At 29.4% G+C, this 25,192-nt stretch carries 26 protein-coding genes; 25 read left to right on the forward strand and 1 reads right to left on the reverse strand.

All coding sequences use genetic code 11. The annotated features are described in order from the left end of the window. Positions 1 to 12: 12 nt before the first annotated feature. The 23 genes from CC89_RS05630 (at position 13) to CC89_RS20405 (ending at position 20,634) form a co-directional block, all read left to right on the forward strand. Positions 13 to 2,190, forward strand: a complete 2,178-nt coding sequence (locus CC89_RS05630; protein ID WP_035290073.1) for a stage V sporulation protein D — start codon at positions 13 to 15, stop codon at positions 2,188 to 2,190. Between the two features lie 70 nt (positions 2,191 to 2,260). After that, positions 2,261 to 3,709 (forward strand): UDP-N-acetylmuramoyl-L-alanyl-D-glutamate--2,6-diaminopimelate ligase, encoded by a 1,449-nt coding sequence (locus tag CC89_RS05635; RefSeq protein WP_035290076.1) that lies wholly within the window; start codon positions 2,261 to 2,263, stop codon positions 3,707 to 3,709. Then, entirely contained in the window at positions 3,710 to 5,086 is a 1,377-nt protein-coding gene (locus tag CC89_RS05640; RefSeq protein WP_035290079.1) for a UDP-N-acetylmuramoyl-tripeptide--D-alanyl-D-alanine ligase, read from the forward strand. Positions 5,087 to 5,099: 13 nt separating this feature from the next. Next, the gene (gene mraY / locus CC89_RS05645) at positions 5,100 to 6,056 is read left to right on the forward strand and encodes a phospho-N-acetylmuramoyl-pentapeptide-transferase (protein WP_035290082.1); all 957 of its coding nucleotides are present in this window, start codon (positions 5,100 to 5,102) and stop codon (positions 6,054 to 6,056) included. Between the two features lie 22 nt (positions 6,057 to 6,078). Continuing rightward, a complete protein-coding gene (spoVE, locus tag CC89_RS05650; RefSeq protein WP_035290085.1) occupies positions 6,079 to 7,179 on the forward strand; it encodes a stage V sporulation protein E in 1,101 nt (366 codons plus the stop codon). Positions 7,180 to 7,351: 172 nt separating this feature from the next. Then, positions 7,352 to 8,164 carry a cell division protein FtsQ/DivIB gene (locus CC89_RS05655; protein ID WP_051931522.1) on the forward strand — a complete coding sequence of 271 codons (813 nt, stop codon included), beginning with the start codon at positions 7,352 to 7,354 and terminating at the stop codon, positions 8,162 to 8,164. Positions 8,165 to 8,175: 11 nt separating this feature from the next. After that, positions 8,176 to 8,895, forward strand: a complete 720-nt coding sequence (locus CC89_RS05660) for a DUF881 domain-containing protein (protein WP_035290087.1) — start codon at positions 8,176 to 8,178, stop codon at positions 8,893 to 8,895. Positions 8,896 to 8,906: 11 nt separating this feature from the next. Further along, positions 8,907 to 9,248, forward strand: a complete 342-nt coding sequence (locus CC89_RS05665) for a small basic family protein (RefSeq protein ID WP_035290090.1) — start codon at positions 8,907 to 8,909, stop codon at positions 9,246 to 9,248. A gap of 10 nt (positions 9,249 to 9,258) precedes the next feature. After that, entirely contained in the window at positions 9,259 to 9,978 is a 720-nt protein-coding gene (locus CC89_RS05670) for a DUF881 domain-containing protein (protein ID WP_035290092.1), read from the forward strand. Between the two features lie 113 nt (positions 9,979 to 10,091). Next, positions 10,092 to 10,751 (forward strand): YggS family pyridoxal phosphate-dependent enzyme, encoded by a 660-nt coding sequence (locus CC89_RS05675; protein ID WP_035290095.1) that lies wholly within the window; start codon positions 10,092 to 10,094, stop codon positions 10,749 to 10,751. 12 nt (positions 10,752 to 10,763) lie between these two features. Continuing rightward, positions 10,764 to 11,216, forward strand: a complete 453-nt coding sequence (locus tag CC89_RS05680) for a cell division protein SepF (protein WP_035290098.1) — start codon at positions 10,764 to 10,766, stop codon at positions 11,214 to 11,216. Positions 11,217 to 11,249: 33 nt separating this feature from the next. Then, positions 11,250 to 11,513 carry a YggT family protein gene (locus tag CC89_RS05685; protein ID WP_035290101.1) on the forward strand — a complete coding sequence of 88 codons (264 nt, stop codon included), beginning with the start codon at positions 11,250 to 11,252 and terminating at the stop codon, positions 11,511 to 11,513. 10 nt (positions 11,514 to 11,523) lie between these two features. Continuing rightward, on the forward strand, positions 11,524 to 12,264 hold the full coding sequence (locus CC89_RS05690) for a YlmH family RNA-binding protein (protein WP_035290103.1): 741 nt from the start codon (positions 11,524 to 11,526) through the stop codon (positions 12,262 to 12,264). 15 nt (positions 12,265 to 12,279) lie between these two features. Next, positions 12,280 to 12,897 (forward strand): DivIVA domain-containing protein, encoded by a 618-nt coding sequence (locus tag CC89_RS05695; RefSeq protein ID WP_502685622.1) that lies wholly within the window; start codon positions 12,280 to 12,282, stop codon positions 12,895 to 12,897. A 268-nt stretch (positions 12,898 to 13,165) separates the two neighbouring features. Next, complete coding sequence (aroB, locus tag CC89_RS05700) at positions 13,166 to 14,245, forward strand: 3-dehydroquinate synthase (protein WP_035290109.1); 1,080 nt, start codon at positions 13,166 to 13,168, stop codon at positions 14,243 to 14,245. Between the two features lie 3 nt (positions 14,246 to 14,248). Next, positions 14,249 to 14,941: a 5'-methylthioadenosine/adenosylhomocysteine nucleosidase gene (locus CC89_RS05705; protein WP_035290112.1), complete on the forward strand. Its 693-nt coding sequence runs from the start codon at positions 14,249 to 14,251 to the stop codon at positions 14,939 to 14,941. Positions 14,942 to 14,954: 13 nt separating this feature from the next. Beyond that, entirely contained in the window at positions 14,955 to 15,758 is an 804-nt protein-coding gene (aroF, locus tag CC89_RS05710) for a 3-deoxy-7-phosphoheptulonate synthase (RefSeq protein ID WP_035290115.1), read from the forward strand. A 79-nt stretch (positions 15,759 to 15,837) separates the two neighbouring features. Continuing rightward, positions 15,838 to 16,470, forward strand: a complete 633-nt coding sequence (locus CC89_RS05715) for a TraR/DksA C4-type zinc finger protein (RefSeq protein ID WP_035290118.1) — start codon at positions 15,838 to 15,840, stop codon at positions 16,468 to 16,470. Between the two features lie 70 nt (positions 16,471 to 16,540). Beyond that, positions 16,541 to 17,002: a signal peptidase II gene (gene lspA, locus CC89_RS05720; protein WP_035290120.1), complete on the forward strand. Its 462-nt coding sequence runs from the start codon at positions 16,541 to 16,543 to the stop codon at positions 17,000 to 17,002. After that, on the forward strand, positions 16,986 to 17,909 hold the full coding sequence (locus CC89_RS05725; protein ID WP_035290122.1) for an RluA family pseudouridine synthase: 924 nt from the start codon (positions 16,986 to 16,988) through the stop codon (positions 17,907 to 17,909). The genes lspA and CC89_RS05725 overlap by 17 nt, the downstream gene beginning before the upstream one ends. A 78-nt stretch (positions 17,910 to 17,987) precedes the next feature. Beyond that, positions 17,988 to 18,521, forward strand: a complete 534-nt coding sequence (gene pyrR / locus CC89_RS05730) for a bifunctional pyr operon transcriptional regulator/uracil phosphoribosyltransferase PyrR (RefSeq protein WP_035290124.1) — start codon at positions 17,988 to 17,990, stop codon at positions 18,519 to 18,521. Between the two features lie 30 nt (positions 18,522 to 18,551). Further along, positions 18,552 to 19,661, forward strand: a complete 1,110-nt coding sequence (locus CC89_RS05735; RefSeq protein WP_035290126.1) for a THUMP domain-containing class I SAM-dependent RNA methyltransferase — start codon at positions 18,552 to 18,554, stop codon at positions 19,659 to 19,661. A gap of 805 nt (positions 19,662 to 20,466) precedes the next feature. Further along, a complete protein-coding gene (locus CC89_RS20405) occupies positions 20,467 to 20,634 on the forward strand; it encodes a hypothetical protein (RefSeq protein ID WP_185750680.1) in 168 nt (55 codons plus the stop codon). Between the two features lie 670 nt (positions 20,635 to 21,304). On the opposite strand, the gene CC89_RS05740 is transcribed toward CC89_RS20405, so the two are convergent. Continuing rightward, positions 21,305 to 23,044, reverse strand: a complete 1,740-nt coding sequence (locus CC89_RS05740; protein WP_035290128.1) for an Rqc2 family fibronectin-binding protein — start codon at positions 23,042 to 23,044, stop codon at positions 21,305 to 21,307. Between the two features lie 184 nt (positions 23,045 to 23,228). Here CC89_RS05740 and dapF point away from each other — a divergent pair, with 184 nt between their 5' ends. Then, positions 23,229 to 24,047, forward strand: coding sequence for a diaminopimelate epimerase (gene dapF, locus CC89_RS05745; protein ID WP_035291224.1), 819 nt, complete (start codon positions 23,229 to 23,231; stop codon positions 24,045 to 24,047). Further along, on the forward strand, positions 24,048 to 25,166 hold the full coding sequence (locus tag CC89_RS05750; RefSeq protein ID WP_035290130.1) for a TolB-like translocation protein: 1,119 nt from the start codon (positions 24,048 to 24,050) through the stop codon (positions 25,164 to 25,166). Positions 25,167 to 25,192: the final 26 nt, after the last annotated feature.

Raw genomic sequence — 25,192 nt, forward strand, 5'->3', positions numbered from 1 at the left:
GGAGGTAGTAATTTGGCAAAAAGGATTTATAAAGACAGAGGAATAATGCGAAAGAGGATGGTAGTGGTATTCTTAATTTTTCTTTTAGTTTTTTTTGCTCTAGTCTCTAGACTTTGTTACTTAATGGTATATAAATCTCCAGAATATAAAAAGAAGGCAGTATCGCAATGGACTAGCATTGTACAAATTGATCCTAAAAGAGGAGATATATTGGACAGATATGGCAATGAATTAGCCATAAGCGCAAATGTATATAGAGTAGATTTGGATTTAAATACATTAAGAGCCTATATGAAAGACAAGAAGATATCTGAGGTGGAAGTAAGTAAAAGATTAGCAAAAGCATTAGATATGGATGAATTAGAGATATTAAAAACTATAAAGAAAACTATAAATGGTAAAAAAATAGGAGCAGCTATATTAGCTAGAAGAATTGAAAAAGGAAAGGCAGATAAGGTAAGAAACTTAGATATTGAAGGTGTTGTTATTTCAGGAGATACTAAGAGATACTATCCTAATGGTAATTTTTTAGCCCATGCTATGGGACATACTAATTCTGATGGAAAAGGTTTGACAGGTATAGAGCTTATGTATGATGAATACTTAAGAGGTACTAAGGGTAAAAAGATTTCTGAAACAGATAGTAGAAGAAAAGATTTGCCCTATTCAATATCTAGATATGAAAAACCTATAGATGGATACGATATAGTATTAACTGTAGATCAAATGATACAACATTTTGCTGAAAAAGCTGCAGATGAGGCTTTGCGGGTAAATAAAGCAAAGGCTGTTTCAATAATAGTAATGGATCCTAATAACGGTGAAGTGCTTGCTATGGTTAATAAACCAGATTATAATCCAAATAATCCATGGGAAGAAAATCTCTCTTACGATGAATTACAAAAAAAGTGGAGAAATAGAATTGTAAGTGACACCTTTGAACCTGGTTCCATATTTAAGGTAGTTACTGCTACGGCTGCATTAAGTGAAAAAATAATTGATCCTAGTAGCTATAGTGTTGTGTGTAATGGTTCTAGAAGGATTGGAAAAGATACTATACGTTGCTGGAAAACTACAGGCCATGGAAAACAGGGATTTATAGACATATTGAAAAACTCTTGTAACGTAGGTTTTATGGATGTAGGTGAAAAAATAGGGGCTGAAAAATTAAATAAATATATAAAAGCTTTTGGATTTGGTAAAAAAACTGGTATAGATTTAAATGGAGAAGCTTTGGGAATTATAAAACCTACGGAAAAAATAACAAATACGGATTTAGCTACCATATCTTTTGGTCAAACCAATACCCTATCTTGTATTCAGTATTTGACGGCATTTAATGCTATTGCTAATGGCGGAAAATGGGTAAGACCTCATATGTTAAACAGAGTGTCTAGAAATATTGATGGAAAAGAAGTAGTCTATAAGGAATATGATAAATACGATGAAAAGCAAATTATAGATAAAAAAATTGCAGATGAGTTAAGAGGTTATCTTGAAAAGGTAATTTCTGAAGGTGGAGGAAGAAAGGCTTTTATAGATGGATATCATATAGCAGGTAAAACAGGAACAGCTCAAAAAGTTGTAAATGGTAAATATGCAAGTGGAAAATATATAGCATCATTTGGAGGAATGGCTCCAGCTAATAATCCTAAGATATCTATTATGGTGTCTATAGATGAACCAGACCCATCTAACTATTATGCAGGACAAATAGCTACAGTAGTAGCTAAACAAGTTTTTTATGACACTTTTAATTATTTAGCATTTAAACCAGATGCTACAGGAGAAGATATAGCTAAAAGCTTGTTAAAGGATGTAGTAGTGCCTGAAATAAGAGGCATGAAAAAGAGTGAAGCTTTAAAGATATTAAAAGAAAATGGATTAAATGCTGATATTGAGGGAGATGGAGAGTATATACAAGATATAAATCCTAAACCAGGCTATACGGTAAAAGAAAACTCTAAAATTATACTTTACAGTGGAAACGGTGGAAATTATAATAAGGAAGTAGCAGTTCCTAATTTATTTGGATGTACTCAGGAAAGTGCTTCTAAAATTCTAAGGGAATTAGGCTTAAGAGTTGAGTATACTGGACAGGGATTAGTATCTGAACAAAGTATAAAACCTGGTCAGAAAGTGCCTAAGGGAACTTTAATAAATTTACATCTTAATGTGATAGGCGATTAATAGTAAGCTGTTGACAAAATTATTATATTTGTCAACAGCATTTGTATTGCTAGTGAAATGGAGTGTTTTTATGAATTTAAAAAAATTACTAGAAGGTTTAGATTATAGCGTATTGCAAGGAAACAATAGTTTAGAAATTAGTAATATTCAATATGATTCTAGAAAAATACAAAAGGGAGATGTATTTTTCTGTATCAAGGGTTTTAACGAAGATGGGCATAAATTTATTTCCTCAGCACTTAAGAAGGGTGCAAATGCTATTGTATGTGAAGAGGATGTAGTAGAACCTATGCCTAATACTGCTGTTATAAAAGTTAAAGATGGAAGAAAGGCATTAGCTTTGTGCTCTGCAAATTTTTACGGCAGACCGGCTGAAAAAATGAAAATAATAGGCATAACTGGTACTAATGGAAAAACCACTTCTGCCTTTATGATAAAAAGTATTTTAGAAGAAGCAGGTTATAAGGTTGGATTAATAGGAACCATAGCTAATTATATAGGAAATCAAAAACTTCATTCTGAAAGAACAACACCAGAATCATTAGAGTTACATGAATTGTTTAAAAAAATGGTGGATAATGGAGTGGAGTATTGTGTTATGGAGGTATCATCGCATTCTTTAAGTTTAAACAGAGTATATGGCATAGAATTTTGCCAAGGGATGTTTACAAATTTAACTCAAGACCACTTGGATTTTCATAAAACTTTTGATAATTATTATAATGCTAAATTAGAATTGTTTAAAAATAGTGTTAATTCCATTGTAAATATAGATGATTCTTATGGCAAAAAAGTATTAGAAGATGCCAGCAATAATAAGATAAGCTATGGAATAAAAGAAGCTGCTGATGTAAAGGCTGAAAACATAAGTATACATCCAAGAGGAGCAGAGTTTAAGATTTTTTATAAAGATAACTATGAAAATGTAGAGCTGCAGATACCAGGAAACTATAATGTATACAACGCATTAGGTAGTGCAGCTACATGCTTGAATGAAGGCATAGATATACAAAAGGTTATAAAGGGACTTAATAGGGTTCAAGTACCAGGAAGATGTGAAATAGTTACTAAGAAATATAATTTGGGATTTGATGTGATAGTAGACTATGCACATACTCCAGATGGATTACAAAATATACTAGAAACTGCTAGAGAATTTACAAAGGGAAGACTTATAAGTGTATTTGGATGTGGAGGAGATAGAGATAAAACTAAAAGACCTATAATGGGTAAAATAGGGTCAGAACTAAGTAATGTAGCAATAATAACTTCAGACAATCCAAGAACTGAGGAGCCGGATAAAATAATAGAGGATGTAGTAGCAGGAATAGTTAAAGATAATTATATGGTTATTACGGATAGAAGAGAAGGAATTAAAAAAGCTATGGAAATAGCTAAAAAAGGTGATGTTATTGTAGTTGCAGGAAAGGGTCATGAAGATTATCAAGTACTTAAAGATGGAACTATTCACTTTGACGAAAGAGAAGTTATCGCAGAGATAGTAAAGGAGCTGTTTTAAGTGGAAAAATTGACTTTAGAAGAAATAAAGATTGCTGTAAATGGAGAACTGATTTTAAAGGGCAATACTCAGAAATATACAAGGGTAAATACTGATACTAGAACTTTATCAAAAGGAGATATATTCATAGCTCTAAAAGGAGAAAAATTTGATGCTAATGAATTTATAGAAGAAGCTAGTGATAAAGGAGCTAATCTTTGTATTGTAAGTGATACTAAATTTAATAAAGATAGTATAAAGGAAGAAACTTCTGTTATATTAGTAGAAGATACATATAAAGCATTATTAGACTTAGGTAAATACTATAGAGAAAAATTAAATTTAAAGATTGTAGGTATAACTGGATCCACTGGAAAGACATCAACAAAAGATGTGGTAGCTGCAGCTTTAAGTGGGAAGTATAAAGTTTTTAAAACAAAGGGCAATTTTAATAATGAAATAGGACTTCCACTTATGCTTATGTCACTAGATAATAGCTATGAAGTAGCAGTATTAGAAATGGGGATGAGTAATTTAGGTGAAATTCATAGACTTTCAGAAGTGGCAAAGCCAGATGTAGCTATTATAACAAATATAGGAATTTCTCATATAGAAAATTTGAAAACTAGAGAAAACATACTTAAGGCTAAAATGGAAATAGTGGATTTCTTTCAAAGTAACAATACTTTAATTGTAAATGGTGACGATGAATTTTTATCTACAGTGAAGAAAAAGAATTTTAATTTGATTAAAGTAGGCATAAATGGTAATAACCACTACTGGGGTGAAAATATAATATTAAATGAAGATGGAATTTCGTACCAGCTTAAAGAAAAATCTTCAAATGTTAATAAAAAAATAACTTTAAATATGATTGGTAAGCATAATGTATATAATTCGTTGTTGGCTATTGCTTGTGCAAGAGAGTTAGATGTAAGTTATGAGGAAATAATTAAAGGATTTGAAAATATAGAAGCTACTTCTATGAGATTGGATTTTATAAAAGGCAAAAAATTTACTATAATAAATGATTGTTATAATTCTAGCCCTGATTCTGTAAAAGCCGCTATAGATGTGCTTATAAATGTTAAATGCAATAGAAAGATAGCTATATTGGGAACTATGAGAGAACTAGGTCATATAGCTTATGAAGCACATAGACAGGTGGCTGAATATGCTAAAGAGAAGGGAATAGATTACTTATTTTCTTTAGGAGAATTCGAAGAAGCTTTTAGAAGTGGTTTTGGAGAACAAAAATTTAAACAATTTGATGATTTACAACAGTTAGAAGTATATATGAAGGATTTTTTACAAAAGGATGATTGTGTTTTAGTAAAGGCTTCTAGATACATGAAATTTGAAAATGTAGTAGAAAAACTTCAGATAATAAATTACTAGAGAAGGTGAAAATATGAAAGTAATGATATATTGGTTATTAGTTGCGTTTTTAATATCTTTAATTGGAGGACCTATATTAATTCCTATGCTTCATAGATTAAAATTTGGTCAAATCATAAGAGAAGAAGGTCCTAAAAGTCACATGAAAAAAGCAGGTACTCCTACCATGGGAGGAATAATATTTATAGTTTCTGTGACCATAACTATTATTATGGCTATTAGAAATCCTCAGGATAAATCCATGGTGATTTTATATGCTTTTATTGCTTTTGGTGCTATAGGATTTTTGGATGATATGCTTAAAATAATACACAAAAATAATTTGGGATTAAGAGCTTATCAAAAAATGTTACTTTTATTGATAGCATCAGGTGTACTGGCTTTTTACGGAGCTAATAATGTGGGTACTTCTATAATAATCCCATTTACAAATAGAACATGGAATTTAGGAAGCTTATATATTCCATTTATGATTGTATATTATGCAGCTACGACTAACGCTGTGAACTTAACTGACGGACTGGATGGTTTGGCTTCTTCAGTGACACTTTTGGTAATGACTTTCTTTGCATTAGTAAGTTTTGCTATGGGAGAATATAAAATAGCAATATTTTGTGCAACTACAGTAGGAGCATTACTGGGATTTTTAAGATACAATGCTTTTCCAGCGGGAGTATTTATGGGAGATACTGGATCATTAGCTTTAGGGGGAGCGGTTGCAGCGGTAGCTATGATGCTTAAATTACCTTTGATAGTTATTATAGTTGGAGGAATATATGTATTAGAAGCTTTATCGGTAATTATCCAAGTTGCTTCCTTTAAACTTACAGGGAAGAGGGTTTTTAAAATGAGCCCTATTCACCATCACTTTGAGTTAAGTGGATGGCATGAAACAAAGGTAGTGTCAATATTTAGTATAGTAACAACTATATTGTGTTTGATAGCCTTCTTATCATTGCCAACCTTATAGCAATTAATCAGGAGGAGGTATTATGAATACACCCAAATTAAAAAAGGGAAAAATTGATTTTGTTTTATTCACTACAATACTTCTTTTAGTAACATTAGGAGTAATATTAGTGGGAAGTGCAAGTTACAATAGTGCTCTTTGGTTCCAAAAAGATGGATATTACTTTTTAAAGAAACAATTTATTTTTTCTATTTTAGGCACTATTTTTATGATAATAGCATTGAATATAGATTATCATAAATTAAAAAAATATAATGAAGCTATTATGTTAATAACAATAGCGTTATTATTGGCAGTATTTGCATTTCCACCAGTGAATAATGCTCAAAGATGGATAACATTAGGACCAGTAAGTATTCAGCCATCTGAAATAGCTAAATATACTGTGGTGCTTTATATGGCCAAAAGTGTAGAAAGAAAAGGAGAAAAGGTTAAGAGCTTAATTTATGGAATTTTTCCCTTTCTTTTGGTGTCTGGTGTTTATGCAGCATTAGTTTTAAAGGAAAAAAACCTTAGTATAGCATCTGTAATAATGATAGTTACGGTTATAATATTATTTTGCTCTGGAGCAAAAATGATACATTTAATTGGGCTAGGTTCCCTTTTAGTTGCTGCAGGAGTTTTTTTTACAGTAACGGCATCATACAGGATGGATAGGCTTATGAGCTTTAGGAACCCGTGGTTAGATCCAAAAAAGACAGGATATCAACTAATACAATCGCTGCTTTCTTTAGGATCTGGAGGGATTTTAGGAGTAGGTTTTACAAGATCAAGGCAAAAGAACTTTATGCCGGAGCCTCATAATGATTTTATATTTTCAGTTATAGGTGAGGAACTTGGATTAATAGGATGTATATTCATAATAACATTATTTGTAATATTTATTTGGAGAGGAATAAAGACAGCTGTAAATGCTAAAGATGTATATGGTAGTATTTTAGCTATAGGCATAACATCCGTAGTTGGCGTTCAGGCGTTGATTAATATAGCAGTTGCTACTGGTTCTATGCCAGTAACAGGAGTTCCACTACCTTTTATAAGTTATGGTGGATCGGCACTGCTGTTTAACATGATTGCTATGGGAGTACTCTTAAATGTTTCTAGACAGAATAATATAAATTAGCATACCTACTGGTATGCTAATTTATATTATGGTAAAATAATAGTGATGATGTATTAGTAATTCATAATAATTATTTTTTAATAATAATTAAATTATAAACTAACTGTAAAAAATGCATTGTAACTAAAAGAAAATATTTAAACTATATTTAGCTTAGAAAGATGTGAAAAGTATGGAGAAAAATGATAAAAATAATAATGTTACTTATCTAGAAGAAAGCAGATATATAATTGAAAATAGGGAGAGGCTTATAAAAAAAAGAAGAAGGAAAAAAATGTTTGTAAAATTTTTATTTTTAACTTCTTTACTTGCAATAATTTCTCTAACTTTACTTTTCAAACTACCTTATTTTAGTATAAAAGATATAGTTGTGATTAATAATAGTAATGTAACAAAAAGTGAAATAATAAAATTATCGGGAATTAAGCAAGGAAATAATATATTTAATATTAATGTTAGAAGTATTAAGGACGATATATTAAGAAATCCATATGTGTTAAAGGTGAAAATTAAAAGAAGGTTGCCTAATAAAATATTAATAGATGTTAATGAGAGAAGTGCAACTTTTTATACGCAAAAGGATTCTAACTATTATATAATAGATAAGGAATCAGTTGTGCTTGAAAAAAGAAATAATATTAGTACAATGAAATTAATAAAATTGGTAGGATACGAAAAAAATGATTTGGTTATAGGACAAGTACTTCCTTATAAAGACCGGAGAAAAATAGATGTTATAAAAAACATAACAGATTTAGTAATTAATGATACATCAAAGATAGCTATGAGTATTGTTGATGTAACTAATATTTACGATATAAAGGTCTATTATGGTAATATTTGTGTTAAAATGGGTGACTATAATAATTTAGAAGATAAATTGAACAGGGCTATATCTATAATAAAAAAGCAAAATTTACAAAATAGAAAAGGATATGTAGATGTGAGCTTTAAGGGTAATCCTGTATTTCACATAGAAAAGTAGGAGGATTATATATGAAGAAGTTAGGAGCACAAATTTCTATAGCATTAGTATGTTGTCTATTAGGCTTTATGCTTACATATCAACTTAAAATTGTGAATAAGAGGCAAGATATTACAGATGGTAATAAGAATGATCCAGAAATAGTTGTTGAAATAGAACAGTTAAAGAAAGAAAAAAAGGATATGGAGTTTAAAATAAATGATTTGCAGTATAAATTAAGACAATATGAAACAGAAGTGGTTGGTAGAGATGATTCTACTAAAAAATTAAAAGAGGAATTAGATGATACAAGAAACTTTTTAGGTGAAACGGACTTAGATGGAGAAGGCATAGTTATGTATATTACTCCTAGAAGTGATTTTTTTAAAGTGGGGCTTGATACTTTTCCTATGAATGATAGAGATATTCTTTATATAATAAATGAATTATATGCAGGTGGTGCGGAGGCTATATCTGTAAATGATATTAGAATAACTTCTAATACAGGTATAAGAAATGCAGGTAATGCTATAAGAATAGATAATGATAAAATATCACCAGTAAAAAGAGTAGTTATCAAGGCAATTGGTGATAAAGCAGCATTAGAACAAGCTTTGAATTTTCCAGGTAGTATACCAGGAGGCTTATCTGAAAGTTGTGATATTAAATGGAATGTTGAGAAAAGTGTATCAATAAAGAAAACTAATAAAATATTTAAATTTAAGTATGCTAAAACTGTAAAGGACAAATAGGGGGAGTCACTATGATAGCTCTAGTAGGATTAATATTAGGAATAATTTTAGGTGCTGTTTGGAATATAAATATTCCAGATAAATTTTCGCCGTATATATCTGTTGCGATATTTGCTTGTTTGGATTCTGTATTTGGAGCCTTAAAGGCAAGTTTAGCTAAGCAATTTAGAGTAGATATATTTATATCTGGTTTTTTCGGAAATGCGGTTCTTGCAGCAGCATTGGCTTATTTAGGAGATAAATTGGGAGTTCCTATTTATTTGGCAGCGGTTATAGTTTTTGGTGGAAGAATTTTTGACAACTTTGCTACTATAAGAAGAGTGCTTATCGAAAAAGCTAAATCACATCAGTGAGGGTGATTAAATGAGAACTAATGAAGCTCATATATTTGTATTTATTTCATGTATAATCATAGGTATTTTAATTTCTATGAATATAGATTTTAAAAATGAAAAAGTTAATAATTTTTTGTCAGTGGATCAATATCAAAATGCTTATGCAGATAGAAGTAAACTGTACAATGAAATTAGTAATTTAAAAAGTCAATACAGAAAGTACAATTCCAAGCTTACTAAATATAAAAACAGTGAAGAAGATAGATATAAAATTATAGGTGAAATACAAGAGGAATTACAAGAAAATAAGGCTATTTTAGGTATGACTGATGTAGAAGGAGAAGGAATAACTATAACAGTTAATGATGCTATAGATGAATATAGTGCCACAGGAAATGAAGAGCATCTAGTGCATTTTTACGATATTATATTTATAATAAACGATTTAAAAAATGCAGGAGCAGAAGCTATTGAGGTAAATGGACAGAGAATAGTAGATGGAACTTATGACTATTGTGGAGGAACTAATATTAAATTAAATGAAATAACTATAGTATCTCCTTTTTATATTAATGCCATAGGTAATAAAGAGGTTATGGAAAAATACATGCTTATGAATGAAAATTATTTAAAATATATGATGATTCTTAGAAAAATAGGTGTAGATGTAAAAGGTCAAGATAATATAAAGATAAATTCTTATGTAGGCAGTAAAGAATATAAGAAAGCAAAACCTAAAATAAAATAATAATTTAAATTTAATTAAAAATTCTTCTATTTTGAAAGGATTTTCAGTGTTTTTGAAGAATATTATAAATAATTTACCATTTACGACGTAATTTTTGTTAGGGAGCGATAAAATTGTCTATAGAAGAAAATGTTCAACATGTTTTAAATGAATTAAAAGAGGGTGTAACTCTTATTGCTGTTTCTAAAACTAGAACTGTGGAGGAAATGGAACATGCATATAATAAGGGCATAAGGAACTTTGGAGAAAACAAGGTACAGGAATTAGTAGAGAAGTATGATAAATTTCATAAGGATGTCCAGTGGCATTTAATAGGACATCTTCAAAGTAACAAGGTAAAATATATAGTGGGTAAAGTTCACTTGATTCATTCTTTAGACAGCATAAAGCTAGCAGAGGAAATACAAAAAAGATTTAAGGCTAAGGATGCAGTGGCAAATGTATTAATACAAATTAATATAGGTGAAGAAGAGAGTAAAACAGGAATTTATTTAAGTGAATTGGATGAACTTATAGATAAATGTGCACAATGTAGCAATATAAATGTAAAGGGTCTTATGTGCATAATACCTAAAGGGACAGAAGAGGAAAATAGAAAGTACTTTAGAAAAATGAACGATATTTTTCAAGAACTAAAAAATGGAAAAAATAAAAATATAAGTATGGAGATATTGTCCATGGGTATGTCTGGTGACTATAAAATTGCACTGGATGAGGGTTCAAACATGATAAGAGTAGGCCAAGGAATATTTGGACCTAGAAAATATAAATAGGAGGTTGGTGTAATGTCAGGTAAAATGTTAAATAAAGTTATGGGTATATTTGGTTTGGAAGATGAGTATGAAGAATTAGAAGAAGACGAAATGGAAATGGAAGAAGAAAAAGAAGATGAGATAGAGTGTTATGATATATCAAATAATAAGAAACAAAATAAAGTTGTAAATATACATACCAATGCTTCTGCAAAAGTTGTAATAGTGAAACCAGAGTCTTTTGATGAAGCAGCAGGTATATGTGATGATTTAAAAAATAGAAAAATAATTGTAGTAAATACATCAAATTTAGAGAGTAAGATAGCACAACGTCTTTTAGATTTTATTGGTGGAGCAAGTTATGTTTTAGGAGGTAGTTTACAAGAAGTAGAAAGGAATGTATACATACTATCTCCATCAAATGTAGTTGTGAGCAATGAACTTAAAAATGAGCTTTCCAAGGGAATATTCAGTTTCACTAAATAGAAAAATTATTAAATAGGAAATACGGAGGAAAAGATGATCTTTAGATTTTTTGATATATTACTTACCTTTCTAGAATATGCAATATTTATAGATGTGATTTTATCATGGGTTTCAGCTGGAAGAGAAAATGAATTTACAAGGATAGTTCATATTATTACAGAACCTTTATTGCGTCCAGGAAGAGAACTGCAACAAAGATTAATACCTGGTTTAATGATTGATTTTTCTCCTATAATAGCTTTCTTTATTATAGGTATATTAAGAAGAATGATACTTCCTTTATTTATAGGACTTTAGGAATGATAATATGGATAAAAATAAATTATCAAATATAGAAGAAAAAATTTGTTTAGCTTATAAAGCTAATATGGTGGTTTATTCTAATGAATTCTATACACCAGATGAATGTAATGAAATTAAAACAATAAGCAATAAGAATAGTGTTAACTTTTATTCTTATGGAGTTTTTAAGGACTCCGAGAGAAGGATGGTTGCCTTTTCAACTGAAGAAGAAAAAGAACTATTTTATCCGCTAGAATTATTGAAAATAAAAGCTAACACTAAATTTTTAAATCTCCAGCATAAAGACTTTTTAGGTTCCATTATGGCATTGGGAATTAAGAGAGAGAAACTAGGAGATTTAATTTTAAAAGAAGATTGCTGCTACCTTCCAGTTGAAAAAGATATGGTGGATTTTATAAAGTATAATTTACAACACATAAACAAGAGTCCTTGTAAAATATCCCTTTTGGATATTTTAACGGATGAAATACCGCAATATAGCTTTGAAGAAAAAGTAATAATAATAACTTCTAATAGACTAGATTCCATGGTAAGTAGTTTATGTAATGTATCTAGAAGTAAGGCTATTCAGTGGATTGGAATGGGAAATGTATTAATAGATTATGTGTCAGCGGATAAAAAAGATTGTAGAGTTAAAACCAATTCAGTTATAACTGTAAGAGGTTATGGAAAATATAAAATAGGGGATATTTTAGGATATACTCAAAAAGATAGAATTAAAATGGAAATAAAAAAATTTATTTAAACTGAGGTGATGGGTGTGATAACTCCTGTAGATATAAACAATAAAGAATTTAAAAGATGTTTTAGGGGATACGACGTAGATGATGTAGATGAATTTTTAGATCTTATAGTAGAAGATTATGAAAAAGTATATAAAGAAAATATATCTTTAAAAGAAAAATTACATCTTCAAAATGAGAAAGTTGAACACTATTCAAAAATTGAGGAAACTATACAAAATACATTAATTTTAGCACAAAATGCAGCTGAACAAGCAAAAAAGACAGCTCAACAGGAAGCAGATTTGATTATTAAGAACGCTAATGATTCTTCACAAAGAATACTGGATAAGGCTCATAATGATGTAGTTAAAATAAATGATGATTACGATGTAATAAAACAAGAATTCCTTAAGTTCACTAATAAATTTAGAAATTTTATGAAGAGTCAATTAGATATGTTTGAAAGCTTGGAAAAAGACTTTGTAAAGAATTACAATGTAGGAAGTCCTATTGAAGATATAGGTGAAAAGAACATAGAAGATTTTGCTAATGATGAAAAAAGTGCTGGATTAGACATAAAAGATTTTGAAGAGAATGATTTAAAAGAAGATGATTTAAAAGAAATAAAAAGTTTTTTTGCAAAAGAAGATTAAGAAATTAAAGTGTGACAATAGGATGCTTCAAGGGGAAGTATGATTGTCACATTTTTTATTATCTATGTAAGACACATTCAAATGAATAACAAGTCAGTATGCGCTAGTGTATTTTGCGTTATACTGCGTCAGTAGAACCCGCCGATAGTCCTACTAGTGACGAACCCTACTTTTTTGTCTGACATAAAATATATCAGCATCTTTGACTTGTTATTTTTTTCATGTACCAAAATACATTTTAAAAAGATTGAATTTGAGGAGGAATCTTATGCATGAAATAATAGTTGGTAAAGAGGATAAAGCTTATAGAGTATACTTAGAAAATACTATGGATAGATTTTCAGGAGCACTTAAAGAGTATAAAATAAATAAAGTATTTCTAATAACAGATGATTTAATATACACTACATATAAAAATAATATTTATAATTTAAAAAAAAGAATTCCTTTTGAAATATTCTATTTTAAAAATGGTGAGGATAGAAAAAATATAGATACAGTTAAAAGAATATACGATTTTTTAATAGAAAAAAAGGCAGATAGAGAGAGTATATTAATAGCTTTAGGTGGAGGAGTAGTTGGAGATTTAGTTGGATTTGTAGCATCTACTTATATGAGAGGAATAAGATATATTAATATACCAACAACCCTTTTATCTCAAGTGGATAGTTGCATAGGTGGTAAAGTTGCCTTTAATTATGGTGGTATAAAAAATCTAATAGGAGATTTTTATGATCCTGAATTTGTTTATGTGTCCTTAAATTTTTTAAAAACTTTAGACAAAAAGGAAGTATTAAATGGATTAGGGGAAATAATAAAGTATGGTTTAATTTCTGATGGAAAATTATTATATTTTTTAAGTGAAAATGCAGTTCAGCTTTTAAATTTAGAGCACGATAAATTATTGCACGTAATATTAGAATGTTTAAAAATTAAAAATAAAATAGTGGTTCAGGATACTAGAGATTTAGGTTTAAGAAATGTATTGAATTTTGGACATACAATAGGACATGGAGTTGAAGCAGATTCAAAATATAAAGTACCTCATGGAGTAGCAGTGGCATTAGGTATATTGGTAGCAGTAAAGTTATCGGAGATTAAATTAGGTTTAAATGAATCTATTTATAGTAAATTGCAAAATTTGTATGCAAAATTAGGATTGCCTACTAGCTATAAGGTTGACAATTACAAATCCTTTATGTATTCTATTAATCGTGATAAGAAAAATGTAAATGAAAATATTAACATGGTACTACTTGAGAATATAGGTAAATACAAAATAAAAGTTAATGTAAAGAATGAGGATATTTTAAATGCATTAAAATTCAGTATTAGCAAGGAGGAGTAATAAATGGCTATAGGAATTATAGGAGCTATGGATGAAGAAATAGAGATATTACTAAAAGAGTTAGATCTACAGACAAAAAAAATAAAGGCTTCAATGGAATTTAATAGAGGAACATTATGGGGTAAAAATGTAGTAATTGTTAGAAGTGGCATAGGAAAAGTGAACGCTGCTGTATGTGCACAAATACTTATAGATGATTTCAATGTGGAATCAGTGATAAATGTAGGAATTGCTGGAGGAGTGGGAGAAAAAATATATCCTGGAGATGTGGTCATTGGAGAAAGTTTAATTCAGCATGATATGGATACTTCTATTTTTGGGGATAGAATAGGTCAAGTACCGAGGTTAGATACTTTTGATTTTAAGAGTCACTGTAAGCTTGTGGAATGTGCAAAAAAAGCATGTGATCAAATAAAAGAACATAATTGCTTTGTAGGACCAATCGTCTCAGGTGATCAATTTATAAATGATGTAGAAAAAATAAAATGGTTTTATGAGGAATTTGGAGCCTATGCCTGCGAAATGGAAGGTGCTAGTATTGCTCAAGTTTGCTATTTAAATAAAGTACCTTTTGTAGTAATAAGATCAATTTCAGATAATGCTAATAATGGAGCGCATATAGATTATGAAACTTTTAAAGATATAGCAGTAAAAAATTCTTGTAGTATATTAAGAAATATGCTTAGCAGTATGTAGGTGATAATAAAAAATGAAAAACTTGTTGGTAGATAAAAGTAGTGGAGAAGATATAAAAGTAAAAATAGGAGATTTTTGCATAGGGAATAGGAAAAAAATAATAATATCAGGCCCTTGTTCAGTGGAAAACTATGAAACTATGTTTAACATTGCTAAAAGATTAAAAAATGTTGGAGTACATATGTTAAGAGGAGGAGCTTTTAAACCTCGAACTTCTCCATATGATTTTCAAGGATTACAATTTGAAGGATTAAAGATATTAAAGGAAGTTGGAAGAAAATTCTCCATGCCAGTAGTTTCAGAGGTAATGGATACTAGGGATTTAGAAGAAGCCTTGGAATATGTAGACGTGATACAAATAGGTTCTAGAAATATGTATAACTATAGTTTGCTAAAGGAAGTGGGTAAATTAAGAGCTCCTGTACTTCTTAAAAGAGGTATGAGTGCAACCATATCTGAATGGCTTTATGCTGCTGAATACATTATGTCTGAGGGTAATACTAATGTTATTTTATGTGAGAGAGGTATAAGGACTTTTGAACAATATACAAGGAATACTTTAGACTTAAATGCTGTGGCGGTGGTAAAGAAGAAATATAGACTTCCAATAATTGTAGATCCTAGCCATGGAACTGGTCTTAGAGAATTAGTGTCAGATATGTCTATAGCAGCTATAGCATCAGGAGCTGATGGACTTATTATAGAAAGTCATATAAGTCCTGATGAAGCTATCTCAGATTGTAAGCAGACTATTTCTATAGAAAACTTAGAAAAAATAATAAAAAAATTAAATAAGCTAGAAGAAATATTGGATTGATTATATAAGTTTATTGTAGAATAAAAAAAGCTTCTTTAGAAAAACTAAGTTTGAAAGTATTTTTAAAGGAGTTGATAGCATGGACCTTAAAAATAGGGAACATTTTAAAAATAAACTTTTAAATCAAAAAAAAGATGTAGAGATGCTATTGCAGCAGATGGAAGATAACGATACTATAAACAGTAATATGGGACTAGAAGATGAGTTATCTAATTATGATAATCATCCTGCAGATTCAGGTGGGAATCTTTATGAAAAAGAAAAGGGCATAGCACTTAAGGAACACGAAATAACTATAGTAAAGAAAATTGATGATGCACTAAAAAGCATAGAAGATGGTTCTTATGGTAAATGTAAAGGCTGTGGAAAGGAAATACTCAAGGAAAGATTAGAATTTATACCTTATGCACAGTATTGTACTAAGTGTCAAAAGGAAATTAATACTGCCTCTGGAGCAGAACAAAGACCCGTGGAAGAAGTAGTATTGAAAAGTCCATTTGGATATGGATATAACGATTTAACTGATAAAGTGGGATTTGATGCAGAAGATAGTTATCAAAGCGTGGAAAGATTTAATGAACCCTATAATAGTTATAGTTCAATAAAATATTATAACTATGGAGACTTTGATGAGAATGAGGATGAAATAGGCTATGTTGAGCCTATTGAAAGAATAAGTAATGACCAATACAAAAATCAGTTGCCAGACTAAATATAGAAATCAATTGCCAAATTAAACATATAAATATATGATAGCACTAATAGGAAATTGGGGGATGGGAATGGAAATAATCATAATAATACTTGGTGTATTACTTGATAGAATTACAAAGTTTTGGAGCGTAAACATATTATCTAATATTGGTGAAATAAAAATAATAAATAACTTTTTTAGTTTTTATTATTTGGAAAATACTGGTGCGGCTTTTGGCATAATGAAAAATAAAATATATTTTTTAAGCATGATAACTATATTTGTATTAGGCGGTGTAATTTATTATTTAATATATAAAAAACCAAAAAGCATATTATTAAGAATAAGTTTATCTTTAATAATTGCTGGAGCTATTGGAAATTTGGTAGATAGGCTTTTATATAGGTATGTAATTGACTTTATAATGCTTCATTATAAAGATGTTTATTATTTTCCAGTATTTAATGTAGCTGATATATTAGTTTGTATAGGTACTTTTTTATTGATAATTTTTTTAATAAAGGAAGATAAGAATGAAAGAGGAAAATAAGTATTTGTTTAGAATAGAAGAGGAATTCGATAGTGTAAGAATAGATGTATTTCTTGCAGAAGCTATGGAGGGGAAATCTAGATCCTATATACAAAAGCTAATTAAAAGTGGAAATGCTACTGTAAATAGGAAAATAAAAAAAAATAATTACAAATTAAAAGAAATGGATATAGTTGAATTATCAATACCAGAGCCCATAGAATTAAATATAAAGCCAGAAAATATCACTTTAGATATAATATATGAGGATAGTGATGTTATAGTAGTTAATAAACCTCAAGGAATGGTGGTGCATCCAGCACCAGGAGTTTATAGTGGAACTTTAGTAAATGCCTTATTATATCATTGTAAGGATTTATCTGGTATAAATGGAATAACTCGCCCAGGTATTGTTCATAGAATAGATAAAGATACTTCTGGGGTTTTAGTAGTAGCTAAAAATGATAATTCTCACAATTGCTTGGCAGAACAACTTAAAGAACATTCTATGAATAGAGAGTATATTGCACTTACGGAAGGAGTTCTTAAAGAAGATGAAGGTAAAGTAGACGCGCCTATAGGAAGACATGCAACTGAAAGAATTAAAATGGCTGTAATTCAAGGTGGAAAGGAAGCTGTTACACATTTTAATGTGGAAAATCGATATAAAAACAACACACTTATAAGATGTAAATTGGAAACTGGAAGAACACATCAAATAAGAGTACATATGGCTTATATTGGTCACCCACTGGTTGGAGATCCAGTATACGGATATAAAAAACAAAAATATAAATTAGCAGGACAAATGCTTCATGCGCATAAACTTGGATTTATACATCCTACTACAGGAAAATATGTAGAATTTTCTACGCCTCTTCCAGATTATTTTCAAAATCTCATTGAAAAATTGGGAAATTGCCTGTAAAATAGTATATGAGTATTAAAATGCGTTTAGATCATAGGATCTAGACGTTTTTCTATTTATGTAATTGGAGGGGTTCATATGAAACTTAAAGCAGTTATTTTAGACGAGAAAGCTATGGGAAGGACACTTACAAGAATATCCCATGAAATAATAGAGAAAAATAAGGGTGTAAAGGATGTAGTTTTAATAGGAATAAAGAGAAGAGGGTATCCACTTGCTGAAAGAATAGCCAATTTAATAGAAGTTATAGAGGGAGAAAAGGTTCAAGTAGGTAGCGTAGATATTACCCTATATAGAGATGATTTGTCACCAGTAAATGAGCAGCCAATAATAAATAATAACAATTTACAAGTGAAAATTGAAGGAAAGAAAGTAGTATTAGTTGATGATGTATTATACACAGGAAGAACTGCAAGAGCGGCCCTAGAAGCTATTATAGACAATGGAAGACCTGAGAGAATAGAACTAGCTGTATTAGTAGATAGAGGTCATAGGGAGCTTCCTATACGAGCAGATTTCGTTGGAAAGAACATACCTACTTCACGAAAGGAAAATATTTCAGTTGAAGTTACAGAAATAGATGGAAGTGATTCAGTAAAAATTTACGAATGATAGTATCAATATTTAGGAGTTGAAGAGCAAATGTATGAATTAATAGCAACATCCACTTTTGGATTAGAGTCTGTAGTGGCAAAAGAATTAAAAAATTTGGGTTATGAAGATTTGGTAGTAGAAAATGGTAAAGTTACTTTTCAAGGAGATGAATACGATATAGCTTTATGCAATATTTGGCTTCGATGTGCAGATAGGGTACTTATAAAAGTTACAGAATTTAAAGCAGAAAGCTTTGAAGATTTATATCAGGGCACATTAAAGCTAAATTGGGGTGATATAATTCCAGAGGATGGGTTTATGCATATCACAGGAAAATCAGTAAAATCAAAGTTGTTTAGTGTTCCAGACTGCCAGAGTATAGTTAAAAAAGCTGTGGTGGAATCAATGAAGAGAAAATACAATAAAGATTGGTTTTCAGAGGATGGTCCAGAATATAAAATAGAAGTGGCTCTTTTAAAGGATATAGTAACATTAACTATTGATACTTCAGGGCCAGGCTTACATAAAAGAGGATACAGGGAAAGGGCAGGAGAAGCTCCTATGAAAGAAACATTGGCAGCAGCTTTAGTGCTTTTAAGTAATTGGGATAGTTCAAAACTTCTTATAGACCCTTGCTGTGGTTCTGGGACTATAGCAATAGAAGCCGCTTTAATAGGTAAAAATATAGCTCCTGGATTAAATAGAAATTTTGTGTCAGAAAAGTGGCCTCAAATTCCTAAAGAAGTTTGGGAACAAACTAGAGGTTATGCTAAAAGAAAAATAAATAATGAAGATTTAAAGATAATGGCGCTGGATATAAATAAAGGGGTTTTAAGAACTGCCAGAGAAAATGCTAAAGGTGCAGGAATTTCAGAGTACATTCATTTTCAGCAAATGCCAGTTCAAGAGTTTACTACCAAGAAAAAAGGAGCATGTGTCATATGTAATCCACCTTATGGAGAGAGAATAGGAGAAATTAAGGAAATTGAAAGCATATACAAAAGATTAGGAGAGTTATATAAAGAAAATGATACTTGGTCATTTTTTATAATAACCTCAAATGAATATTTCCAAAAGAACTTTGGTAAAAAGGCAGATAAAAACAGAAAACTTTATAACGGTAGAATCAAGTGTTATTACTATCAATACATAAGATAAGAATATTGTGAAGCAAGTGCCGTAAGAAAAATCACACTTTAAGTCCGTGAAAAAATTGGAATTTGGGACTAATCACAATACGCTAAGAACTTCTACATGTTTGCAGATTTCAATCCCCTAAAACCTTAACTCGCTCCTTGCGTCCCTCAAACAGGAAGGTTTCTTAACGGGAATTGAAATCTGCAAACATAAGAAGTTCTAAAGCTAGTTCCATAGTCCCAAATTCCAATTTTTTTCACTTCCTTAAAGTGTGATTTTTCGGTTCATGCATAAGCTATCTATGGGGGAATACAGCTAACTAAAGGATGATTTTCCTCCGCTGCGCTATGGAAAATCTTTAATTTATAAATAGAAAGAGCTCATAATATTTTTTAGGCGGAGCCATTCGTTTAAGCCACAATTCTCAGTCACTAATAATATTTTGATTAATTGTAATATATAATTCTGCACTTTTCTTAAAGGCTAGTAAGTAAATATATGCAACTTTAAGTATATAGTAAGCAATAAAACTATAATTATTTCTATCATAATTGTCATTATTTGCAAATAATATGTTATAATTTAAAAATAACTTTTATCTTATACGACAAGGAAAACATCAATCATTATAAAGAATTTTTAACATTATTTACTGAATATTTTGATGAAATATGTTCAAGTAAGCAGAGGATAACATTCCTAAACATATAATTCCTAAAATTATAGATATCATAGGTGAAGAAACACATAAATATAAATAATGGCTGTACCTATGCTATAAAAATGATGATATAATTGGTTTTTCATTAATACCCCAGATAATCCTATGTCCAATTTTATCGAGAAAATAATTGCCATAAATGGCACAAACAACATCTACTTAACGGCTAATGCTGATAATGGTATTCCTTTTTGGGAAGCCATGGGATATAGTTTTACTGGAAAAATTCATGATAAGAATGGTAACAGAATTTACGAAAAATACATCTCTTAATCCGTAATCTTCTTATATTATAAAATAAAAACTAATATTAAAAACCTTCGGATATTATATGTCTCAAGGTTTTATTTTTTAATAATTTAATTTTTAAATACATTCCACAGTTAAAGTTATGTATACATAAATAATTAATTATAAAAATAAAACAGTAAATAAAATTTAATATGTTTTGACGTAAAGCATTGGTTTGTATAAGTCCTAATCATGCCTATGTATTTAGGCTGGCTGTCGCCAATAAAAGATTTTTAAAGCCCTAAAAGAAAAGCTATGACTATTCCATTTAATGGAATAATTATAGCTTTTTGCTATATCATTTATTTAATTAAAGATTTTCCGTAACATAGTGGAGGAAAATTATCCTTCAGTAGGCTCTCTCCACCATAAGTAATGTACGTATGAACCGAAAAATCTGTCTTTAAGGTAACAATAAATATAGTTTTTTAGACTATTGAGCTAGCCTTAGAAATTCTTTGTTTTCAAATTTCAATACCCGTTAAGAAGCTTTCATTGTTTGAGCGCCGTCAGAAGCGAGTTTGAAAGCTTTAGGGTATTGAAATTTGAAAACATTAGAATTTCTTGGTGTACTGCGAACAGTCTAAGAAAATATATTTATTGTGGACTTAAAGACAGATTTTTCTTATGGCACTTACTTCACAATATATTCTTATTTTGAAGTTTCTTCTGAAACTAAAATTTTGGGTTCAGCCAATATGGTTTTATTAGTGTAGTAAATAACCATGCCTGGTTTAGCGCCAGAAGGTTTTTTTACATTTCTAATTTCTGTATAGTCCACAGCTACTTTTGAGGAGTTTCTTCCCTTACTATAATATGCTGCAAGTGAAGCTGCTTCTTCAAGAGTTTTATCTGTGATATTTCCATTATTTTTAATTATTACATGTGAACCGTGTACATCTTTTGTATGCATCCATATATCATTTTTTCTAGCAAATTTTAATGTTAAATAATCATTTTGTAAATTATTTTTACCTACATAAATATCACAATTGTCAGTGGAAACAAAGTGAAGAGGGGACGATTCTTTTTTATTTTTATTCTTTAAGGATTTTCTAAATTTAATGTATCCAGTTTCTATCAATTCTTTTTTTATATCATCTATTTCATCATAGCTATCTACATTTTCTATATTGCTTAAAACGGAGGATAAATACTGAAGTTCTTCTTCTGAACTTTTAAGTTGTACTGTTCCCATTTCTTCTGAGGTTTTTAATTTATTATATTTCTTATAATAATATTGAATATTTTCTGAAGGAGTCTTATTTTCATCAAAGTTTATGGTTATGTATTCTTCATTTTCACTGTAATAGTTCAATAACTTTGCTTTAGAATCCCCTTTTTTTAGGCTATATATATTGGCGGTTAATAATTCACCACAAAGTTTAAATTTATCTTTTGATTTACATTTTTCTAAAGAGTCCTTTAGAATTTTAATTTTCTTTTTACATCTATCTATATTTGTGTGGATTAATTTTTGTAAGTCAGAACTTTTAGATTTTAGTCTATCAATTTTATCTTTTTTGTAGTAAAAATCCTCTAACAATAAAGAAGCGGAAGTATACTGTTTTTTTATACAATTCTCTTCTAATCGCAACAAATCTATGCAGTGGAAGTCTTTTAATAAACCATTGTTATCTATATAATAAGAAAAATTAAAATTGTTACTTAAAAATTTATTAAAGAACTCTTTTGAAAAAGCAAATAAATCTTCTAAAGTGTATTCATTATTATGTTTATTGGTGTTTAATCTATAAAAAATTTCTTTTGACAGCTCAGAGCTTACTCCAGTAAAAGCCTTAGAAAATAGCTTTTCGGAAATACCTATGTTATTTTCATTTATACATTTAATAAAACTCTCCATTGAAAAGTCGCTGGGGTTAAGTTTATTTGACTTTGGGGGGGATATATATTCTATTCCAGCATAAAGATTTCTATAGCTATTTATATCTGAGGTAATGTGTTTTATACTATCCATTATTATATTGTCTCTTTCCCTTACAAGGGTTATATTGCTATGCCGACCCATGATTTCTATTATTAGGTGGTATTTGCTATTAAAACCCATTTCATCAGAACTCTCAAAAGTTATATCCATTATTCTATCAAAATTTAATTGTTTAATATCTAAGATTTTAGCGCTATTTAAGTATTTTCTTAGAATCATGCAGAACATAGGTGCCTTTTGAGGGTTTTGTTTTTGAATATTTGTAAAGTGTATTCTTGGATAATTGGAACTAGCACTTATTAAAAGTTTTATATTTTTTCTTTTTTCTCTTATAGTTAATATTATTTCATCCCTTTCAGGTTGATTTACTTTATCTATTTTACATCCTACTAATTCTTTTAATTCTTCGTTTATACTATATAAAAATAATCCATCTAAAGCCAATTTAATTCATCCTCTCTAAAAAAAATATGAAATATAAAGCAATGTAACCAAACTTGTATTGATTATTTATTTAAATATTGTATACTTTAGTATAGCATTAATAAAACATGATTAAAACATTAAGTGCTTTTAATTTTTATGATACAATATATTTATATGAATGTGGAAGGTGATATAAGTGAAAATATACTTTACCAAAATGCATGGTTGCGGAAATGATTTTATAGTTATAAATGATTTAGATAATAATTTTAATAATTTAAATGAGTTAGCTCCTAAGTTGTGTCATAGAAATTTTGGAATAGGAGCAGATGGAATATTATGTGTAAAAAGAAGTAGCGTAGCAGATATAAAGATGGAAATAATAAATGCTGATGGTTCCTATGCCGATATGTGTGGAAATGGCATAAGATGTTTTGCAAAGTATGTTTGGGAAAAGGATATTGTAAATAAAGATAAGATAAATATAGATACAGGAGATGGCATAAAAATAGCTAATCTTAATATAAATAAGAATAAAGTAGATACTGTTACCATAAATATGGGAAGCCCAGAATTTCATCCAGACAAAATACCTTCTTCAAGTGAAGAAAAAATAATAGATAAAACTATAAATATAGTGAAGAAAAATTATAAAATAACCAGTTTGTTAATGGGGGTTCCCCATACAGTCGTTTTTGGAAAACTAAAGGACTTCGATGTAGAAGAAGGAAAGCTTATAGAAAAATACAATATTTTTCCTAAAGGAACTAATGTGAATTTTGTAGAAGTAGTTAGTAGAGAAGAAATAAGGGTTATGACTTGGGAGAGAGGAGCCGGAGCCACTATGGCCTGTGGTACTGGTAGTTGTGCTTCTGTAGTAGCAGGAAGAGAGTTGAATTTATTGGACAATAAAGTTAAAGTTCATGTTCCAGGAGGAATATTACAAATAGGAATAGAAGATAATAAAGTGTTAATGACAGGTAGTGCAGAAATTTCTTTTGAAGGAGTATGTGAAGTATAAATGAAATTTACTGGTAGATTAGTCTCAACAACTTTAGTATTAATAGTTACTTTAAATATTGCGGCTTGTAGTAAGCCTAACGTGAATAAGAATGTTAATAAGAATACTTCTGAAACGTCCATAGATATAGGAAATATAAAATTCCCCAATATAACTATAATGTGTAAGAAGGAGGAGTATAATCAGGTATTTAGTATAAATAAAGATACACTAGATAAAATAGGAAAAATACCTAAGGAAGACGTTTTAGATTTAATATACAATAAGGAAAAAGATTTATATATTTTTCTTGTAAAAAAATTAGGTGAAGGTAGAAAAACTAAAAGTCAGATAAAAATAATAAAGAATAATCGTACGAAAGTATTAAACGAATCTTCAGTTTATTCAGATATTAGCATATCTCCAGATTCTGGTAAGATATTATTTAGAAGTTTTAAGGATGTAGCTATGAATGAACCAGAAGGAATTAGAGTATATGATGTAGAGAATCATAAGGAAATTCAGATTAAAACAAAAGTTTTAGTATCTGGGGATGTATATGAGTGGTTAGATGATGAAAATATAATCTATTATGGTATTATATCTGATAAACCTAATTCAGGAAATATATATAAGTATAATGTAAAGTCAGGACAAGAATCTGTTTATTTTAGTAAGCTAGAAGGACTTTGTTCTAGAATGTACTCAATATCTAAGGATGAAATTTTGGTTTTAGGCAATAAGGAAGATGATTATAAACTCGTTTATTATAATGTGAAGACTGGAGATAAAAAACTTATATCTCAAAATATAAGTGATATGACAAAAGCAGCTATAAATAAAGACAAAAAGTTATTGTATTTTATAGGGGAATCTTCTGAAAGTAATAACTTTGCTTTATTTTCAATAGATTTAACCACTTTTGAATGTTCTCAGTTAACTTATGATTTGCCTAAAAATGTAGATAAAAAAGCAGGATTAGCTATGGATTCAGAAGGAAATGTTATTTTTGGAGGTAAGGACAGCGAAAATAACAATGACATATATATTTATGATGTAAAAAATAATTCTACTAGCCTAATAACGGAGAAATCCAATGATTATAAAATATATGGTGATAAGGTACATTCAAATAAATAATGGATTTTTAAGATAGATATTTGTTA

The sequence above is a fragment of the Clostridium sp. KNHs214 genome (genome assembly GCF_000744935.1).
Lineage (GTDB): Bacteria > Bacillota > Clostridia > Clostridiales > Clostridiaceae > Haloimpatiens.

What these genes read in the sequence shown, in the direction of transcription:
- lspA (WP_035290120.1), top strand. Translation starts at nt 16,541, where the DNA reads ATGGAAATAATCATAATAATACTTGGTGTATTACTTGATAGAATTACA.
- mraY (WP_035290082.1), top strand. Translation starts at nt 5,100, where the DNA reads ATGAAAGTAATGATATATTGGTTATTAGTTGCGTTTTTAATATCTTTA.
- CC89_RS05685 (WP_035290101.1), top strand. Translation starts at nt 11,250, where the DNA reads ATGATCTTTAGATTTTTTGATATATTACTTACCTTTCTAGAATATGCA.
- CC89_RS05705 (WP_035290112.1), top strand. Translation starts at nt 14,249, where the DNA reads ATGGCTATAGGAATTATAGGAGCTATGGATGAAGAAATAGAGATATTA.
- CC89_RS05665 (WP_035290090.1), top strand. Translation starts at nt 8,907, where the DNA reads ATGATAGCTCTAGTAGGATTAATATTAGGAATAATTTTAGGTGCTGTT.
- CC89_RS05735 (WP_035290126.1), top strand. Translation starts at nt 18,552, where the DNA reads ATGTATGAATTAATAGCAACATCCACTTTTGGATTAGAGTCTGTAGTG.
- CC89_RS05660 (WP_035290087.1), top strand. Translation starts at nt 8,176, where the DNA reads ATGAAGAAGTTAGGAGCACAAATTTCTATAGCATTAGTATGTTGTCTA.
- CC89_RS05680 (WP_035290098.1), top strand. Translation starts at nt 10,764, where the DNA reads ATGTCAGGTAAAATGTTAAATAAAGTTATGGGTATATTTGGTTTGGAA.
- CC89_RS05715 (WP_035290118.1), top strand. Translation starts at nt 15,838, where the DNA reads ATGGACCTTAAAAATAGGGAACATTTTAAAAATAAACTTTTAAATCAA.
- CC89_RS05750 (WP_035290130.1), top strand. Translation starts at nt 24,048, where the DNA reads ATGAAATTTACTGGTAGATTAGTCTCAACAACTTTAGTATTAATAGTT.
- CC89_RS05670 (WP_035290092.1), top strand. Translation starts at nt 9,259, where the DNA reads ATGAGAACTAATGAAGCTCATATATTTGTATTTATTTCATGTATAATC.
- aroB (WP_035290109.1), top strand. Translation starts at nt 13,166, where the DNA reads ATGCATGAAATAATAGTTGGTAAAGAGGATAAAGCTTATAGAGTATAC.
- aroF (WP_035290115.1), top strand. Translation starts at nt 14,955, where the DNA reads ATGAAAAACTTGTTGGTAGATAAAAGTAGTGGAGAAGATATAAAAGTA.
- CC89_RS20405 (WP_185750680.1), top strand. Translation starts at nt 20,467, where the DNA reads ATGTCCAATTTTATCGAGAAAATAATTGCCATAAATGGCACAAACAAC.
- pyrR (WP_035290124.1), top strand. Translation starts at nt 17,988, where the DNA reads ATGAAACTTAAAGCAGTTATTTTAGACGAGAAAGCTATGGGAAGGACA.
- spoVE (WP_035290085.1), top strand. Translation starts at nt 6,079, where the DNA reads ATGAATACACCCAAATTAAAAAAGGGAAAAATTGATTTTGTTTTATTC.
- CC89_RS05725 (WP_035290122.1), top strand. Translation starts at nt 16,986, where the DNA reads ATGAAAGAGGAAAATAAGTATTTGTTTAGAATAGAAGAGGAATTCGAT.
- CC89_RS05655 (WP_051931522.1), top strand. Translation starts at nt 7,352, where the DNA reads ATGGAGAAAAATGATAAAAATAATAATGTTACTTATCTAGAAGAAAGC.
- CC89_RS05635 (WP_035290076.1), top strand. Translation starts at nt 2,261, where the DNA reads ATGAATTTAAAAAAATTACTAGAAGGTTTAGATTATAGCGTATTGCAA.
- CC89_RS05690 (WP_035290103.1), top strand. Translation starts at nt 11,524, where the DNA reads ATGGATAAAAATAAATTATCAAATATAGAAGAAAAAATTTGTTTAGCT.